Raw genomic sequence first — 15,937 nt, 5'->3', positions numbered from 1 at the left:
GATGCGGCCTCGCCGGAGTCGGTGTCCGATCTGGTCGGACGGCTGCGGGATGACCGCGTGGATTCCCCGGCGCCGAAGATGCGCCCGGATGGCACGCGAGGAGTAGGCACGGTCGGCCAGAACAGCGTTGGGCCTGGTCCGAGGCCTGCCCAGGCCCGCTCGGGGCACGCGGATGCGGGCCATCACCGTCTCGAAGGCCGGCGCGTCACCAGCCTGGCCTGCGGTGGCGGTGAAGGCCAGAGGCCGGGCCCGGCCGTCGGCTGCCAGGTGGACCTTGGTGCTCAGGCCTCCGCGGGAGCGTCCGAGCGCGTGATCAGCCGGCTCGTCTCGTCCTGCTGCCCCCTTTTGAGCGCCCCGGCGGGGTGCTGGTGGGCCGGACGACGGTGGAGTCCACCGACACGGTCCAGTCGATGTCGTCGTCGGCGTCCGCCGCTGCCAGGACAGAAGCCAAGACCCGTTCCCAGGTGCCGTCGACGGTCCATCTGACCAGCCGCTTGTGAGCGGTCTGGAATGGACCGAGCTCGTCGGGCCAGGTCTCTCCAGGGCGAGTTCGTGCGGTACTTGATCACTAATCGGACAGACACACCCGATCAACTGACCACCACTTCAAAGAGACACGCTCTATAGTCGTCGCCTCAGTGTCCGTCGCGGACCACCGCTAACCCGCCGACCCGGGTCGTGATGCCCGCCGGCCCGCGTCGGGCCGAAGCGAGCACGCTGGCCGGTCGACCGAGGGTGTCGCCCTGCTCCACGTCGATCGCGACCGTCTGCGCCCCTGTCCTGTCGAGCAGGTGGGCGGCCAGGCAGCCCGTGCTGTTGGCGTTGGCGACGTCCTCGTCGACACCGATCGCCGGCGCGAACATCCGCGCCGCACCCGGTCGGTCGCCCACCGGCGGTGCGTACACGAAACAGCCGAGGAGCCCGTACCGCTGGCACGCCGCTGTCAGCCTGCCGAGGTGTGGGCAGACTCGGAGCAGCGCCGACCGGTCGTGGACCGGTACCAGCATGCGTGGTGCGCCGGGCGCGGCGATCCGTGGCGCGTCGGACGGATGCGGATCGTCCGCGGTGAGCCCGAGCGCGGCGACGATCGCGGCGCGCTCGTCCGGTGCCGGGTGACGCAGCGCGACGAGGCCCTGGTCGAACCACACCTCGATGCCGGCGGGGCGGCGGATCGCGACGGTGTCGAACGTGCGCCCGCCGGTGTGTTGGCGGTCGTTCAGCTCGCCCAGCGCGGTGCGGGTCAACCGGACGGCCTGCGCGGCAACGGTGCCGTGACCGCAGCCGGACAGTTCTGCGGTGGCGGTGAAGAACCGGACCGGCAAGCCACCGTCCGGCGTCCGCCCCGGGCCGAGGAACGCCGCGTGCGAGGTGCCAGCCGCAGCAGCGACCGCACGCCGGTCCGCGTCCGTCGCCGCCGGGTCGCCGACGGTGACGGCCGTGGGGCTACCGCCCCGGCCGTCGCGCCGCACGCACGCATCAACCACCGTGACATCCGGCCAGGACATCGGCCCACCTTTGACGCTCAACGAACCGGCAACCGCGAACGGCGTCCTCCGACAGCCGGACCTGGCCGCAACGGCCGACCGAACGCGTCCCTGAGCGTACCGGCCTGCCTCAGCCGGTGCCGTCCTGCACCGGATAGTGGATGATGACCGCACCGCCGGTGGCGTAGTTGGCGACATCGGCGGCTATCCGCTGGCCTTGCGGCGACGCCCGCGCCGCGGCGATGGCGGCGGCGTCAGGGAAGTCGCCTTCGAAGACCGCGAAATACGGGGCTTCTCCCTTGGAGCTCGTAACACGATCTTGTTGAAGTGTCCTGGTCGGGCGTGACCGATGTGACGATTCGGCCGTTCGGAAGGTTGTGAGTACTCGGCCGTGGATCGTGGACGACGAGTTGTGGGCGGTGATCGAGCCGCTGCTGCCGCCCTGGCCCGAGAAGGCGCCGGGGCCGCAACCAGTGGCGGACCGGCTGTGTCTGCAGGGCATCCTGTACGTACTCCACAACGACACAGCCTGGCAACTGCTGCCTCTGGAGCTGGGGTTCGGCTCCGGACAGACCTGCTGGCGACGCCTGGATCGTTGGCAGCAGGCCGGCGTCTTCGACCAGCTGCACCGCATCTTGCTCGCCGAACTCAACGCGGTCGGCGAACTCGACTGGACGCGCGCGTGCGTCGACGGCTCTCACGTCCGCGCGAAAAAGGGGGAGCCGACACCGGTCCGTCGCCGGTCGACCGGCGCAAGACAGGCAGCAAACATCACCTGATCTGCGACGGACGCGGCACCCCGCTCAAGGTCATCACAACTGCCGCCAACGTCAACGACATCACCCAAACCCTCAACCTGGTCGACGGCATCCCGCCCCTCGCCGGACGGATCGGACGCCCACGAAGACGACCCGACTCCGTCCTGGGCGGCAAGGCGTACGACTCATGCGCTGTGCGCCGTGAACTTCGGCGCCGCCGGATCCTGCCGGTGATCTCCCGCAGAGGGGCCCCGAACATCAAGGGCCTGGGCGAGCTCCGCTTCGTTGCCGAGCAGACCTTCGCCTTGCTGCACCAGTTCAAGCGCCTGGCCGTGCGGTGGGAGCGACGCCTCGACCTCCACAATGCCTTCGTCTCCCTGGGCTGCGGCCTCATCTGCTGGCGACGGCTCAAGAAGGCTGCCGGACCATGATCGCAGAAGCCTCCGTGGCGGCAAGTTCCCTTGTAGAGGGCGGCGAGTACGCCGGGGCACCCTCCACGCGCTCGCTACTCACCTGTCTCCTGCTCCGAACGATCCATGGCCGGTGGCTCGTTGTAGGTGATCACCACCGGCGCGTTCGCCTCCGCCCGTGCTCGGTCCGACGCCGTCGCGATCTCCTGGTAGGTCCATTCCCTGTGCGGGCGCTCCCCGTGGGCATCGGTGATGTCGATGACCACGCCGGTCCACTCCTCGGCGGGCTGTTCGGGGACGAGTCCCAGCGCGTACGTAGCGTCCTGGAGGAGGGATTCGGTGACGCGTATGCCGGTGAGTCTCTCGGCCAGAGCGAGGACCGCCGCCTTCCGGTCGACGTCCGGGGCGCTCTCGTCGTGCTCTCCCTCGGAGGTCAGAGGGAAGCCGACTTCCCGCAGCAGGGGGACCAGTTCATCGGGAGTGTTGCCGTCGCGCGACGAGGGGCCCTCGAACGTCGTACGGAGCTCACCGTCCTCGAACCAGTGGAAGAGGTGGATGGGCTTGCCGCCGTTGGTCGAGTGCGCCACGACCCGGCCGCCTTTCGACAGCGTCTCCACGCACGGCGCCGCTATCCCCAGGCCACTGTCGAAGCCGAGGACGAGTGTCCAGTCGCCGGCCTCGCCCGGAGTACTGAAGGCGCCCGCCACGTAGGACTCGTCCCAGTAGTCGTAATCCACCTCGGCGCGGTGAGCGTCGTCCGCCTCGATCAGCCCGGCCGTTCCCTCCCCGGTGCCGCGCGGTTCCGCCTCCATCGCGCGCAGCACCTCGCGCGGGGTCCGCCCCCGTATCAGTGTCAGGGTGTATCCGCTCGCCATCATGTGGCGGAAGAGCGGCGAGGTGCGGATCCAGGCGTAGTCGTGCGCGGTCACCAAGTTCATACGGCGCAGTGTGCCTGATGTCTCTGACAACGCCCGGTGCGAGCCGGTTCTTACAGCTGGAGCTGTCGCGCCGCCGAGTCCATGTCAGCAAGGTGATCGTGTTACGAGCTCTATGGGGACCGCTGTCCGAGAACTTCGGGGCGCCTTAAACACTTCGATACGAGGGCCTCTTGATTCTCGCTGGACTCGACATCCGCGGGCTACCAAGAGGCCCTTCCTCCATGTCACAACACCGATCAACTCACCCGATCCGGGACCCCGTTCGAAGCGAGCCGAGCACGTGGGCGGATAGAGGTCAGCCAGTCAGACGATCTCGAGGTTGGCCATCATGCCCATGTCCTCGTGTTCCGCGTTGTGGCAGTGGAACAGGTAGCGGCCGCGGTAGCCGTCGAAGCGGGTGATGATCTCCGCCGATTCCCCCGGCCGCAGCGAGATGGTGTCCTTCAGTCCGGCATCGTGCGGCAGGGGCGCGCGCCCGCCGCGGGCCAGCACCCGGAATCCGACCAGGTGGAGGTGGACGGGGTGGTGGACGTCGGCGACCAACCGCCATACCTCTACGGCCCCGAGCCGGGTGCGGACGTCGGTGCGTGAGGGGTCGAAGGCTCGTCCGCTGATGACCCAGCCGCGGCCGTGCTGCATCTGGCCGGCGCGGAAGGAGAAGTCCCGGATCGTGGTTGCCTCGGAGCGCTGCCAGGAAGGAAGGTCGACGGCGAGCAGTGCGGGGATGTGGGTTTCTTCCCGGACGCGGCGTGCGATGCGGAAGGCCATGACCTCGCGGGTGCGTCCGGTGCCGAGCCGGTTGATCAGGCGCACCCGGCTGCCGACCGGCAGGCCCGCGAAGTCGACTGTGACGTCGTAGCGTTCCGCCGGTGCGATCGGCAGGGCGGCGTGGGTGACGGGGGCGGCGAGCAGGCCCTGGTCGGCGCCGATCTGCACCAGGTCCAGGCGGCGTCCGTCGTCGGTGACGGCCTGGAGCTCGTAGTGGCGGGCGTTGGAGGCGTTGAGCAGCCGCAGCCGGTATCGGGATGCGTCGACCTCGTGGATCGGCCACGGTACGCCGTTGACCAGGATCACGTCGCCGAGCACGCCGGCCTCGTACGGCGCCCTCACGCCGGGCCGGTCGCGCAGTGCGGGGTCGAGGGACGGGTAGGTGAGGGAGCCGTCGGAGCCGAACGACCTGTCGGCGATCATCAGCGGCAGTTCGCGTTCTCCGCGGGGCAGGTCGAGGGCATCCTCGGTGTCGTCGCGGACGATGTGCATCCCGGCCAGGCCGCGCCAGATCGCCGGGGCGGTGAAGTCCATGCGGTGGTCGTGGTACCAGAGCATCGCCGCGCGCTGGTCCATCGGGAAGGTGTATTCACGCGTGGTCCGGCTGGTGACCGCGCGAGGGTCGGGCATGGTGTGGGCGCCGGTGGGGTGTTGGTGGTGGTGCGCTGCGGGGTCGGGCCAGCCGTGCGGGAGGACGAGGTCGGTGGGGTAGCCGTCGGAGGCGGCGGGAGTGCGCCCGCCGTGGAGATGCACCACGGTCGGCACGGGCAGCTCGTTGCGGTGCGCCACGGTGATCGGCCGTCCGCGGCGGGACTCGATGGTCGGGCCGGGGAAGCTGCCGTTGTACGTCCACAGCCCCGTTCGGATCCCAGGCAGGATCTCCGCGGACACCTGGCGCTGGGTGATCTCGTACCGGTCGGCGCCCCCGGAGGTGGCGACCGGTTTGAGGACGGGCGGGATCGGCAGCGGCACGGTGTACGGCTTGGGCAGAGGAACGGCGCTGCGCAGCTGGTTGCCGGTGCTCGCCGGACGGTGGGCCATCGCGCCCGACAGTGTCAGCCCGCCCGCCGTGGCGAGCCCCAGCGCGCCGCCGAGCCCGAGTACGTGGCGGCGGTTCCACTCGGTGCTGCTCCAGCCGTTGTGACGGACGGGTCCAGGTCGCTCAGACATGGGTCTCGTCCCGCCACGGCTCGCCCGCGTCTGCGGCCCGGTCCGCCACGGCGCGGTTCGGCAGCGGCCGTACCCAGACCGCGGCGGACAGCACGGCCAGCGCGGCGATGATCATCACGCCCAAGGGGAGATGCACCCACAACAGGCCGGACAACCCTGCCATGTACTGCCCCGCCTCGGCCGCCACGATCAGCACCGACACGGCTATCGGCCACACGCTGCGCATCCGCGCCGAGGCCGCGGCGCCGGCGACGGCTTGCAGCAGCCCCAAGGAGAACACGATGTCGGCGCCGCGGGCGTGCCAGTCGAGGCCGCCGATCTCGCCGGTGAGGTAGACGCCCGCGAAGACCGGCTGACCGAATGCCGCAACGGTGTGCGCTGTCACCGCCGCCCGGAGCAGCCGACCGGCAGTGCCCGTGGGCCGCAGGGTTGTTGATGGTCGTTCATATGTGGTGGCCATGCCCTCCACAGTCATGCTCATTGCAGCATCACGTCAAAGATCAATATGGCTATCCTGCTATACCTTCGGTGCTATGAGAGGGGAAGGTGACGATGGATCTGCATGCGCTCGAGCAGTTCCTTGTGGTCGCACGGCTGGAGCACCTCAGTCGGGCGGCCGGGGAACTGCGTGTCGCTCAGCCGTCGTTGAGCCGAACCATCGCAAGGCTGGAGTCCGAAGTCGGCGCACCGCTGTTCGATCGGGCCGGTCGCCTGCGGCTCAACGAATCGGGGCGGCTCTTCCGAGATCACGTCGAGCGCTCCCTCGGGGAGCTGGCGGCGGGACGCCGCGCTGCGGCGGAGGCGGCCCGCGAGGGCGTCGGCGGTGTACGGCTGGCCTCGGAGACGTTCCTGACCATCACTGGCCCTCTGGCCGCCTACAAAAACACCCACCCCGATGTCGACGTCGAACTCCACCAGATGCCGGCCGCGGCCATGCACCGCGCCCTGCGCGCACGCGAGGTCGACCTGTGCGTCGCCTCCCAGCCGATCCTGAGCGACGGACTGGACAGCGTCCACCTGCACGACGAGCCTGTCTGGCTGGCCGCGCCGCCCGGCCACCGGCTCGCATCCCGCGCCTCCGTCAGTGTCGCGGAGCTGCGCGAGGAGCCGTTTGTCATCTCACGGCGCGGCCACTGGCAGCGCCGCCTGCTCGATCGGCTCTTCGCCGGCCACGATCTGACCCCGCGTATCGTCTGCGAGGGCGACGAGCCGGCCGCCCTCGCCGGCCTCGTCAGCGCCGGCATCGGCCTCACCCTCATCCCGGCCATGGCCCGCGGTGCCGACATCAGCGCACCGGGCGCCTGGATCGGCATCGACGACCCCGCCTGCCGCCGCACCCTCACCCTGCACCGGGCCACCGACAGCCGACTCTCGACCGCCGCCCGGCTGATGCACACAACCCTCACCACCTGGCCATGGAACACCACCGGCAACCAGCAGCCAGGCAACCAGCAGCAGCGATGACGCACCGGCCGCCCGGCCCAGGCCTCGGCCGCGGCCGCCGAACCGGCCGACCAGCACCGCCAGGAGCACGAGCAGCAGCCCGACACCGGACCTGCCCCAGGAGTGCGCCCGTGATGGCAGGCTGCGGCAACCGCAATGCGCGCCAGAGGTCCGCCGCGGAAGCGCGGAGGCTTCTGGGAGTGCTCGCTCCAGCTCAGTTGGGACGCGCTCGTCTCAGCATGACCGATAGGTCCGTTTGTCTCGGCGGTGCTGGGACATCGGCCCTCTGTTTTCCCTGGTGGAAGGAATCGGCTGGGACGTTGAGAGGCTGGGACATGCATGGTCAGGGCTTCGGCGATGCCGAAGAATTTCCCGACGCCGTGATGTGGCCGAGTGGACCGCCGGCGCCGGCATCTTAAAATGCGACGTGGCTATCGAACTCCCTGACGATCTGATCGAACTGGAACGCGCTGCCTGGACGGAGATCCAGGAGGGGCGGCTGACGGTGGCCACGGCGTTTGCCGTCCAGCGGGCCATCGGCCGGTTCCAGGAAGACTCGGGGGAGTCGCGGTTCGACGTCGAGATGGCGTTGAAGCGCGCGGTACGTCACCCCGAGCCTGACACTGCGGCGGCCTGACGAGCGCGGGGGGGCCGCTACGCCTCGCCGTCTGGCCAAGCCTTCAACTCGGTCCATGTGGAGTCCGCGGCCTGCTCCGCCAGTGCGATGCGGGCGCTCGGCACGGCGCTGTAGCTGCCGATCCACGATCGGAACTCACGCTCCGCCGTTGTGAGGGGATCGCTGCCGAGGAACGCCGCGAGACAGAACGCCAACGTGGCATGCAGGCCCAGGCGCCGGCCCCGGACTCGCTGATCGCGATGGGCCTGGGCGGTCGTGACCCCGTGCACGTCCTTCTCCGAACTACGCAACGCCCTCGCCTCACTGTTTCCTTGAGTCGAAGGCAAAGGAAGCTGGGGTTGGCTTCGTCCACGAGAACGGACAGCGCTTCGGGAGGCGTTTGGCCGCCTCCGCCTGGGGAGAGGTTCACGAGTTCAACAGCGCTGGGCTCCGTCCTAGCAGTGCTGTGTGCGTGTGTCTCAACCTCTTTCCGTAGGTGGCAGGGCTGCCCCTGGGCGTTCGGGAGCTGTGTCGCGGAGCGTTGAAGCGGGCCCCGTGCGTCGGTCGCCGTTGCGGCGAGGGACGCACGAGGCCCGCTTCTGGTGATCGTTGATCAGGTGTTGCAGCCGGGTCCGGTGGTGGGGTTGGTGCAGCTGTTGTGGCCGGTTCCACCGTCGTTGGTGTTGGTGCCGGAACCGCCGTTGAGAGCGTCGTTGCCGGGTCCGCCATCGTTGGCGTCGTTGCCGACGCCGCCGGACAGGGCATCGTTGCCGTTGGCGCCCTCGACGCGATCGTTGCCGTCACCGCCGGTGAGGGAGTCGTTGCCGTCACCACTGCAGATCAGGTCGTTGCCGCCGCGGCCGTCGACCACGTCGTTCCCGGCGAGAGCGAAGATCACGTCGTCGCCGGGGGTGCCGGTCAGGACGTCGTTGCGGTTGGTGCCAGTGATGGTGGCCGTGGCGGTCGCGCAGGTGGGGGGCGCCGGGTCGTAGGTGATGGTGACCTCGGCCGCTCCCGCTGCAGGTCCGGAGGTAGCTCCTGACGGGACGAGGTTCGACCCACCGCCGCCACCGCCGGGGCCTTGCGTGCCATTGTTGCCAATGCCGTTGCAGCGTCTCTGATCAGCTAAGCGATCCTGAGTCGGATTGAGTTTCCGGGATCGCTTCCCATCGTGGTGGGGTGGCATGGGCGTGGAGATGGAATCCCGCGCCCAGTGCTGCCCCTCTCGGCCGGTGGCCAGTGGTGGGTGTGCTGGTCGTCGTCACGTCCTGGTGCCGGTGGGCCGCTCGGAGCAGCCGAGTCCGGTCCGTTGGTGCGTGTCCCTCCGGACGCTTGCCAGCAGGACCGCACGGGCGGGCTGCTGGGGAGGGTGCCCTGCGTCGCCTGGGCGCGGGGCGTGAGGTGTGGCGCCGGGTGGGTCCGCTCTTCGACCGGTCTTTCCGGCTGGACTCGGTGGTCGGGGTGACCACTGCTTTGGTTTCGAGCTTGTCGACTACCGTGCGGATCGCCATGGTTCCGCTGGATTTGTCGATGACAGTCTTGGACTGGTGGACCAGGCCGTGTGCTGCGATGCGGCGCCAGGCGCCCTGGTCGCGGTCTCCCTGCCAGCCACAGGACTGGCTGGGGCAGATGGCCCACTTCCAGCCCGCAGTGGTGGGCCGGTCGGGGGCTTTGCGGTGCCTGAGTGGGGTGAGGCACCGCGGGCAGTGTCTGGACGTGTTGCGGGCTGGGACAGTGACCACGGCGATGCCGGCCTCCGCGGCAAGGTGCCGCATGTGGTCGGCGATCTGCCCGCGGACGGCTTGGGAGAGGCGCGTGTTCATGGTGCGGCCCATGCCCTTGGCTTCCATCGAGCGCAGGTCTTCAACGTAGATCACGCTCGCCCCGGCGGCGGTGGCCTGGTCGACGGTCCACCGTGCGGCAGCCCACGCCAGGGCGTCGTTCAGGTTCGAGCGGCGTGCGGACACGAAGCGGATCTCGTCGCGCAGCGCCTGGTGCCTGTCGGCCAGCGGGTGCTGTTCGTTCTCGCCTATGAGCCGCTGATAGTGGTCGGCCTTGGTGTGCAGGTGCTCGGACAGACGACGGAGCCGGTGCTGCTTGGCCAGCACTCCGGCGGTCCGGAACTGGGCGCCATGCCCGAGGGCGGTGATACGCCCATCGTCGTGGACACGGGCCGTACCAGCGGACAGGAGGGTGTTCAGGCCCCAGTCCACGCCGAGCGCGACCGTGTGCCCGGTGCGCCGAGCCTTGGGCACGGCGTGGGTGTAGGCCGCATCAGCACGTACCTTCCCGCCCGCGATGCGCAGGGTGGGAAGGTGCAACACCGCCCAGGCGGGCACCGTCGGGGGCAGCGACATGGTGCACTCCACCCACGTCCAGTCCGCATACGCCTGCGGATCGGGTCGGGTGGGCAGCTGCATCCGCAGCAGAGCCCGCTGCGGATCGCTCTCGCCGCGTGAGACGACGGCCTGCTGCCCATCGCACGCCGACAGCAACAGCATCCGCGCCGCCCCGGGCGCGCCTTCGGCCTCGAACACATCAACTGGTAAACGACCGTTGGCCTGCCAGTACTTGGTGATCTGCCGGGTACGGCCCTTGATGATGCTGGACGGCAAGTGCCGGCCGCCTGGCACGGCATCGCGTACGGCGTCCCACTCTGCTGGAGTGCGCTTTTGCGGGTCGTCCGGCCAGGTCGCGATCACCCCGGCGGTCAGGTCAGCGCGCCACTTCGCCGAGCGCAGAGTGCGCCCGGCCTGCTCCTGGGCCATGCGTACGATCCGGTCGTTGACCTTCACGCCCTCGGCCGGAGCGACGGTCCAGCCGAGACGTCGCGAAGCCATCCACGCGTTCGACGGCAGCTTCCGGCCCCCAGCGTCCTCACCAGAAGCGAGAACATCAACATCGGTGGCGTTCCAGTGCTCGCCGAGCAGCGTGGAGACCAGGCCCGCCGCCAAGTCGGCACACCAGCCGATGCGTTCGGCCAGCACGGACTGGGACAGCAGTTCGCCGGTCTTCTCGTCCACGCCTGCGCGCACAAGGGCGCGGGCACACGCGGTGCGGGAGGTCTCACCGTCGGCGAGCGGCACCTTCCGGCTCATTGGCTATCACCGGCTTTGCACTGGCCGGACTCGGCCAGCAGGCGACGCCGGTTCTCAGCCGACCGCATCCCGTACAGACGCCCGGCGAACGTGGTGACCAGCGACACGAAGTCTTCGAGGAGTTCATCCCGGCCGCCGAGCTTCTTCGGATGCAGCACATCGAGGGTGGCGCCATGCACACCGAGCAGATGCTTGAGCCATCCGACACCAAACCGTGCAAGCCGATCCTCATGAGTGACACGCACGACCGTCACCGATCCGTCAGCGACGGCTCGCAGCAACCGGTTGAGGCCGGGACGGTCCTCCCGCAGGCCCGAGGCCCTGTCACGGAAAACCTTCACGATCTGGCCAGCGGAAGTGGCCCGCAGCTCGCTCTCCTGGGCTTCCAACGAAGATTCTTGTCCACTGGAGCCGGAGACACGCACATACAGGCCCTCCAGGCGAACACGCTCTCCGCCGGTCGAGACCTTCATCGCCTCGACGTCGGTCGAGGAGAACCTACGCTCACGGCCAACCCAAGTCACAGGAATCTTCCCCGAGTCAGCCCAAAGACGAAGCGTCACGGGGTGAACTCCAAGACGCTTAGCGGCCTTTGAGAGTCGAAGAAGCTCCATGAAAACCACTCTACGATCACTGAGGATTTTTAATCAAATTAGTGAGCCTCCTCCGCCGCCTCCACCGAACCAGCCGCCGCCTCCGCCGCCTCCCCCGAAGCCCTCCCCGCCGGTGCCGCCGGTGCCGGCCGCACCGTCGGTGCCGGCGGTGGTTGGGCTCAGCGGGCAGGTGGCTCCGCCGGTGCCGCCGGCGGTCTGAGTACCTCCGCCACCGCCGACGGCGCCTAGCGGTCTGTCGCCGCCGGGCTGGCCGGTGTCTCCGGCGTCTCCGCCGGTGAACTCAGGATTGAGAAACGCACCTCTGCCGCCGCCTCCGCCACCGCCCGCGACGATGAGGCGGGGGGCGGTGCCGGGGACGCCAGTCAGGACACAGCTGACGTTGGCCGAGCTGCAGGTGCGGACGTCGCTGGAACCGCCGCCGGTGCCGCCCGGGAGGACAGCACCGCCGCCTCCGCCGCCGGTGTTGACGTTCACGTACAGGGTGTTGCCCGGGGTGGCGGGGACGGTGCCGGTGACGGTGGCGCCGTTGCCGCCTGCGCCGCCGTTGGTCCCGTTCTGGCCCGCGGCGCCGGTGGCGGTGACGGTCAGTTGGGTGACGCCGGTGGAGGAGATCCTCGGGTTCGGGGGGCCGGTTTCCTCTGCGGCCGGGGGCCGGCGCCCGGACGGGGGCCGGACGCGATCGATGGGAGGGCGGGCGTGATGGCGGGCAAGCGCAAGGCGAATGAGGCGGGATCGTCGAACGGGCTGCGCGGCGATGTGCTGTGCGTGCTGGGGGTGCTCAAGGTCGCGCCCGCCGACCAGATACAGCGGCTGGCCTCGCCACACCTGACCTACCGGCACACCCTGAAGAAGACTGCGGCCCCGGGGGAAGGAAGCCCGCACCGCCTCCCACCGTGGTGCGGCGAACGACGTGCGCAGGCATGGCCTGGCCGTCGACGGCGGCCGGACCCGGGGCGGTGAAGAGGTCCGTCTGCTCACCAAGGACGGGCTGGCCGCCGCCGCGATCGACCTGGACCGCGAGCCGGAGGAGGTGGGCGGCATGCCCAAGAGCGCGGGCCGTTCCGGTGCCTCTCACCCCCATGACGGTGAATGAGACGGTTATCGCGCTGATCCGCCCGAAGCCCGACCTCGATCTGGTCGCGGGGGAGCCGGCCGAAGCGGTCGCCGCCGCGCAGGCCGCCGTCGACGCCCCCAAGGGGATCGGCAGCATCACCTCCTACGCCACCGAGGTCGCGCTCCCGGTGAAGGGCACCTGGAAGAACCCCGCGATCGGTAGCGCCCGCGCCGATGTCGTCGTGATTGCTCCGGACGACGAGATGCCGCTGCTGCTCATCGAGGTCGACAACTGCACCGAGGAAGCCGTCCTCATCGCCGCGAAGTTCGACAAGTACGCCCGGTTCTTTAAGCGGAAGGAGAAGGACACCGACGGCATCGAGAAACCGATGTGGCGCACCCGCTGGTCCGCACCCGCCTGGGAAGGGTACGAGCGGGTGCACCCGCCGGTCCTGCTCGTCTTCCACCAGGTCGGCACGCGCTCCGCGAAGAGCCAGATGGAGAGGGTCGCCGAGCTCACCGTCCACCACTGGCAGGGCCGGTGGCATCGCGAGGGCGGCTTCCACTCCTACGACGGCTGCATCCCGATCGTGGCGACCACGCTGGAACTGCTGCGTGAGCACGGGCCGGCCGGGCCCGCGTTCTGGCGTTTTGGCCGTAAGGAGCGACAGCCGCTGCGGCGCGCTTCGGGCTGTTGCGGCAGTTCACCCTCGCCGACTCCAGCCACCGCAACCACACCGCGCAGATCCGTGTCCTGCACGTCTGCCTGCGCCAGCGGAACGCGGATGCTCGTCATTCCGATGTTCTTGGGGCCCAGCGCAGGGAATGTGAACGTCCGCAGCGAGAAGGGCCTGCGCTGGGGCGGCAGGCCACCTGTCTTGGCTTCTGGCTAGGCCATCGTGATCACGTCGTGGACCAGTTGGTCCGCGTAGTCCCGGTCGGCGGCCAGGCCGAAGACCACGTGGTGATACATCGGTGCGATCACGTGATCGAGGACCTGCTGCTCGGTCGGCGCCTGCTCCCCGCGCGCCCTTGCCCGGTCCAGCATTACTTTGGCCTGCGTGCGGCGCTGCTCCCAGCACGGGCAGGTGAGCACCTCGTCCCGGGCGGACGTCATGGCGCGCAGGTAACGGGTCCGGCGGGGTTGGGTGATGTCGTCGATCACGATCCGGGCCCATGCCGACAGGTCACCGCGCAGTGACCCGGTGTCGGGCAGGTCGTCGCCGTCCTTGGTGAGCGCGGCGACAGCGACCTCCTCCAGCAGCGTGTCCAGGTCGCCCCAGCGGCGGTAGATGCTGGTCGGGTTGACGCCTGCCCGGTTGGCCAGCAGGGGGATGGTGATGCGGTCCGCCTTGCCCTCGCCCATGAGCTGGCCGACGGCGGTGTAGACGGCGTCCCGGACCTTCGCGCTGCGCCCGCCCGGGCGCCGGGCTGGTGTGGTCGACATACGACCATTATTGCAGAAGTCTTTGCTTTAAGCTCCGCTCCGTGTACCGTCAGCTAAAGCGGCAGTCTTTGCTTTAAGTGATGTGGGGGTACTCCATGCTGATGGCTCCGGCCACCCGGCGCATGTCGTCCGGGCTGGCCACCGTCCTGCCCGCGGCGACCATGCTGACGTTCCTCGCGGCGTCCAGCGCGCCGACCCCGCTCTACCGCGTCTACCAGGCGCGCTGGGTGTTCTCCTCGGGCATGCTGACGGTGATCTTCGGTGTCTACGCGGTGTGCCTGTTGCTGGCGCTGCTGACCGTCGGGTCGCTGTCCGACCACGTGGGACGCCGCCCGGTCATCCTCGGCGCCATCGCGCTCGACGCGGTGGCCATGCTGGTGTTCACCGCCGCGGACGGCGTTCCGTTGCTGATCGCGGCGCGCATGGTGCAGGGCATTGCGACCGGCGCGGCAACTGGTGCGCTGGCCGCCGCGATCCTGGATGCGGAGCGACCACACGGGCCGATCGTGAACAGCATTGCTCCGGTGGCGGGTCTCGCCGTCGGCGGACTTGGTTCCGCGGCGCTCGTCCAGTTCCTGCCGTGGCCGCGCCAGGCCGTGTACCTGGTGCTGATCGTGTTGCTCGCCCTCGAGGCGATCGGCACGATCGTGGGGAGCGAGACCTCGCCGATGATGCCCGGCGCGCGGCAGGCGATCCGGCCGAAGGTCGGCGTCCCGGCCGCGGCGGGGTCCGCGTTCGCCGCCATCGCGCTGCTGGACATCGCGGCGTGGGCGCTGGGCGGCTTCTACCTCTCGCTCGGCCCGAGCCTGGTCCGTGTGGTCACCGGCTCGGACTCGATCCTGCTCGGCGGGTTGCTGGTGTTCACACTGGCCGGGGCGGGTGCGGCGACGATCTGGCTGCTGCGCACGGTCGCGGCCAGCCGGGTGATGCGCTTCGGCGCCGCCGCGCTGGCGATCGGGGTCGCGGTGACCATCGCGGCCACCCACACCGGGTCGCAGGCGCTGCTGTTCGTGGGCACGGTGATCGCCGGGACTGGCTTCGGTGCGAGCTTTCAGGGCGTTACCCGCACCGTCTTCCCGCTCGCACCGGCCACCGAACGCGGCAAGCTCGTCGCCGCGTTCTACGTGCTCAGCTACCTCGCGTTCTGCATCCCGGCCGTCGCGGCGGGCGTCATCGCGACCAGCGTCGGCCTGCTGACCACCGCGACCGGCTACGGCGTCGTGCTGATCGTGCTCGCGCTCACGGCGCTGATTCCCCGGCGGTCACGGTGATGAAGGCGAGGGCCTGCGGCCAGGACACCGCGTACGCGCGGGCTTTCACCTCGATGCCCCGCCGGGCGACCGAGGGTCAGGTGGCAGTCCAGTCGCGCAGTTGCCGGGCGATCCGGGCGACGCCGAGCGCTCCCACGGCCGTGTCGCGTACCAGCGCAACGGCTGCCTTGGGTGGGTAGTCGAGGGCGTGTGCGTTGAGGGCCAGGTAGGCCTCGGTCGCGTGCCAGGCGAAGGCCTCGTTCGAGTGTTCCAGGCACGGCAGCTTCGCCAGGGTGTGCAGCAGGGTGGCGGCCTTGAGGTACAGCGATCCGTAGATGTCCCGCTCCATCGCCCGGGCGTTGACCCGGGCGACGGCCGCATACAGCGGCCCGTAGTCGTCGACCTGCGGATCACCGTCAAGTAGCTCGGCGGCGTGCAGCAGGAACGTGACATTGAGGGGGTGGAGAGGTTCCTGCTCGCTCACGCGGCGTGGCCCCGCTCCTGCTGCTCAAGCTCCCGCAGCGCCTCCTGCTCGATCGCCCGCTGCTCCGCGCTGACGTCGATGCCGCTGGGCTCGGCTGCGAAAGCTGCGCCGCTGCGGGCCATGGACGCCTTGAAGCCCTCCAGGAACCGCTGCTCCACCGCGGTCGCCCGGTCGTAGGCTGCCGAGACGATGTACTCCTGCATGCTGACCCCCGCCTGCTTGGCGGCCGCCGCGATGGCCGCCCGCTGCGCGGGGTCGGGGAAGCGTAGATTCATCGCTTTGGGATCCGACATGGTACCCACGGTACCAGCGGTACCATCCGGACGCCATCACAGGGAACTCCCGTCCTGATGGACGCATGAATCCTGGCTATGACAGGTGACGCGTCCCGTTCCCGGAAGGTC

Annotated in this window: 18 protein-coding genes and 2 pseudogenes; 6 read left to right on the top strand and 14 right to left on the bottom strand. The window is 69.6% G+C overall.

Annotated features, from left to right (window positions below; genetic code table 11):
- Positions 1-6: 6 nt before the first annotated feature.
- The 3 genes and pseudogenes from OG456_RS38170 to OG456_RS38160 form a co-directional block, all read right to left on the bottom strand.
- Positions 7-306 (bottom strand): annotated as a pseudogene (locus tag OG456_RS38170) (transposase); the annotation flags it as partial.
- A gap of 7 nt (positions 307-313) precedes the next feature.
- The gene (locus OG456_RS38165; RefSeq protein ID WP_266570796.1) at positions 314-451 is read right to left on the bottom strand and encodes a hypothetical protein; all 138 of its coding nucleotides are present in this window, start codon (positions 449-451) and stop codon (positions 314-316) included.
- Positions 452-635: 184 nt separating this feature from the next.
- Positions 636-1,505 carry a PhzF family phenazine biosynthesis protein gene (locus OG456_RS38160; RefSeq protein ID WP_266569707.1) on the bottom strand — a complete coding sequence of 290 codons (870 nt, stop codon included), beginning with the start codon at positions 1,503-1,505 and terminating at the stop codon, positions 636-638.
- A 356-nt stretch (positions 1,506-1,861) separates the two neighbouring features.
- Here OG456_RS38160 and OG456_RS38155 point away from each other — a divergent pair.
- Positions 1,862-2,673, top strand: a protein-coding gene (locus OG456_RS38155) for an IS5 family transposase (RefSeq protein ID WP_266569706.1) whose coding sequence is annotated in 2 segments (ribosomal slippage) — positions 1,862-2,179 and positions 2,182-2,673 — 810 coding nt in all. Because the reading frame shifts where the segments join, the coding sequence is not laid out codon by codon here.
- Between the two features lie 74 nt (positions 2,674-2,747).
- Here OG456_RS38155 and OG456_RS38150 read toward each other — a convergent pair.
- From OG456_RS38150 to OG456_RS38140, 3 genes are all read right to left on the bottom strand, one after another.
- Positions 2,748-3,590 (bottom strand): DUF6461 domain-containing protein, encoded by an 843-nt coding sequence (locus OG456_RS38150; protein ID WP_266569705.1) that lies wholly within the window; start codon positions 3,588-3,590, stop codon positions 2,748-2,750.
- 303 nt (positions 3,591-3,893) lie between these two features.
- Positions 3,894-5,528: a multicopper oxidase family protein gene (locus tag OG456_RS38145; protein WP_266569704.1), complete on the bottom strand. Its 1,635-nt coding sequence runs from the start codon at positions 5,526-5,528 to the stop codon at positions 3,894-3,896.
- Entirely contained in the window at positions 5,521-5,988 is a 468-nt protein-coding gene (locus OG456_RS38140; RefSeq protein WP_266569703.1) for a hypothetical protein, read from the bottom strand. Before OG456_RS38140 ends, OG456_RS38145 begins: the two co-directional genes overlap by 8 nt.
- Positions 5,989-6,080: 92 nt before the next feature.
- Between OG456_RS38140 and OG456_RS38135 the strand changes: the two genes are divergently transcribed.
- Together OG456_RS38135 and OG456_RS38130 are read left to right on the top strand one after the other, a co-directional pair.
- Positions 6,081-6,992, top strand: coding sequence for a LysR family transcriptional regulator (locus OG456_RS38135; protein WP_266569702.1), 912 nt, complete (start codon positions 6,081-6,083; stop codon positions 6,990-6,992).
- Positions 6,993-7,356: 364 nt separating this feature from the next.
- Positions 7,357-7,608 (top strand): hypothetical protein, encoded by a 252-nt coding sequence (locus OG456_RS38130; protein WP_266569701.1) that lies wholly within the window; start codon positions 7,357-7,359, stop codon positions 7,606-7,608.
- Positions 7,609-7,625: 17 nt separating this feature from the next.
- Here OG456_RS38130 and OG456_RS38125 read toward each other — a convergent pair whose 3' ends face one another.
- The 5 genes from OG456_RS38125 to OG456_RS38105 all read right to left on the bottom strand — a co-directional run bounded on the left by OG456_RS38125 (position 7,626) and on the right by OG456_RS38105 (position 12,139).
- Entirely contained in the window at positions 7,626-7,898 is a 273-nt protein-coding gene (locus tag OG456_RS38125; RefSeq protein ID WP_266569700.1) for a hypothetical protein, read from the bottom strand.
- A gap of 302 nt (positions 7,899-8,200) precedes the next feature.
- Positions 8,201-8,773: a calcium-binding protein gene (locus OG456_RS38120; RefSeq protein ID WP_266569699.1), complete on the bottom strand. Its 573-nt coding sequence runs from the start codon at positions 8,771-8,773 to the stop codon at positions 8,201-8,203.
- The gene (locus tag OG456_RS38115; RefSeq protein ID WP_266569698.1) at positions 8,709-10,685 is read right to left on the bottom strand and encodes a zinc ribbon domain-containing protein; all 1,977 of its coding nucleotides are present in this window, start codon (positions 10,683-10,685) and stop codon (positions 8,709-8,711) included. Before OG456_RS38115 ends, OG456_RS38120 begins: the two co-directional genes overlap by 65 nt.
- Positions 10,682-11,299 carry an IS607 family transposase gene (locus OG456_RS38110; RefSeq protein ID WP_266557006.1) on the bottom strand — a complete coding sequence of 206 codons (618 nt, stop codon included), beginning with the start codon at positions 11,297-11,299 and terminating at the stop codon, positions 10,682-10,684. Before OG456_RS38110 ends, OG456_RS38115 begins: the two co-directional genes overlap by 4 nt.
- 33 nt (positions 11,300-11,332) lie before the next feature.
- A complete protein-coding gene (locus OG456_RS38105; RefSeq protein WP_266569697.1) occupies positions 11,333-12,139 on the bottom strand; it encodes a hypothetical protein in 807 nt (268 codons plus the stop codon).
- A gap of 70 nt (positions 12,140-12,209) precedes the next feature.
- On the opposite strand from OG456_RS38105, the gene OG456_RS38100 reads away from it, so the two are divergent.
- Both OG456_RS38100 and OG456_RS50585 read left to right on the top strand, forming a co-directional pair.
- Positions 12,210-12,392: a hypothetical protein gene (locus OG456_RS38100; protein WP_266569696.1), complete on the top strand. Its 183-nt coding sequence runs from the start codon at positions 12,210-12,212 to the stop codon at positions 12,390-12,392.
- A gap of 585 nt (positions 12,393-12,977) precedes the next feature.
- Positions 12,978-13,245 (top strand): annotated as a pseudogene (locus OG456_RS50585) (IS630 family transposase); the annotation flags it as partial.
- Here OG456_RS50585 and OG456_RS38090 read toward each other — a convergent pair.
- The gene (locus OG456_RS38090; RefSeq protein WP_266569694.1) at positions 13,242-13,799 is read right to left on the bottom strand and encodes a TetR/AcrR family transcriptional regulator; all 558 of its coding nucleotides are present in this window, start codon (positions 13,797-13,799) and stop codon (positions 13,242-13,244) included. The pseudogene OG456_RS50585 and the gene OG456_RS38090 overlap by 4 nt on opposite strands.
- Before the next feature lie 95 nt (positions 13,800-13,894).
- On the opposite strand from OG456_RS38090, the gene OG456_RS38085 reads away from it, so the two are divergent.
- Positions 13,895-15,070: an MFS transporter gene (locus tag OG456_RS38085; RefSeq protein ID WP_266569693.1), complete on the top strand. Its 1,176-nt coding sequence runs from the start codon at positions 13,895-13,897 to the stop codon at positions 15,068-15,070.
- 76 nt (positions 15,071-15,146) lie between these two features.
- On the opposite strand, the gene OG456_RS38080 is transcribed toward OG456_RS38085, so the two are convergent.
- Both OG456_RS38080 and OG456_RS38075 read right to left on the bottom strand, forming a co-directional pair.
- Entirely contained in the window at positions 15,147-15,533 is a 387-nt protein-coding gene (locus tag OG456_RS38080) for a fic family toxin-antitoxin system, toxin component (protein ID WP_266569692.1), read from the bottom strand.
- Entirely contained in the window at positions 15,530-15,826 is a 297-nt protein-coding gene (locus OG456_RS38075) for a DUF1778 domain-containing protein (protein ID WP_266569691.1), read from the bottom strand. The genes OG456_RS38080 and OG456_RS38075 overlap by 4 nt, the downstream gene beginning before the upstream one ends.
- Between the last annotated feature and the right edge of the window lie 111 nt (positions 15,827-15,937).

Source organism: Streptomyces sp. NBC_01446, assembly GCF_026340095.1.
In the GTDB taxonomy this organism is placed as follows: domain Bacteria; phylum Actinomycetota; class Actinomycetes; order Streptomycetales; family Streptomycetaceae; genus Streptomyces; species Streptomyces aureus.
Note: the sequence above shows the minus strand (reverse complement) of the source record. Positions and strands in the feature narration are given on the sequence as shown.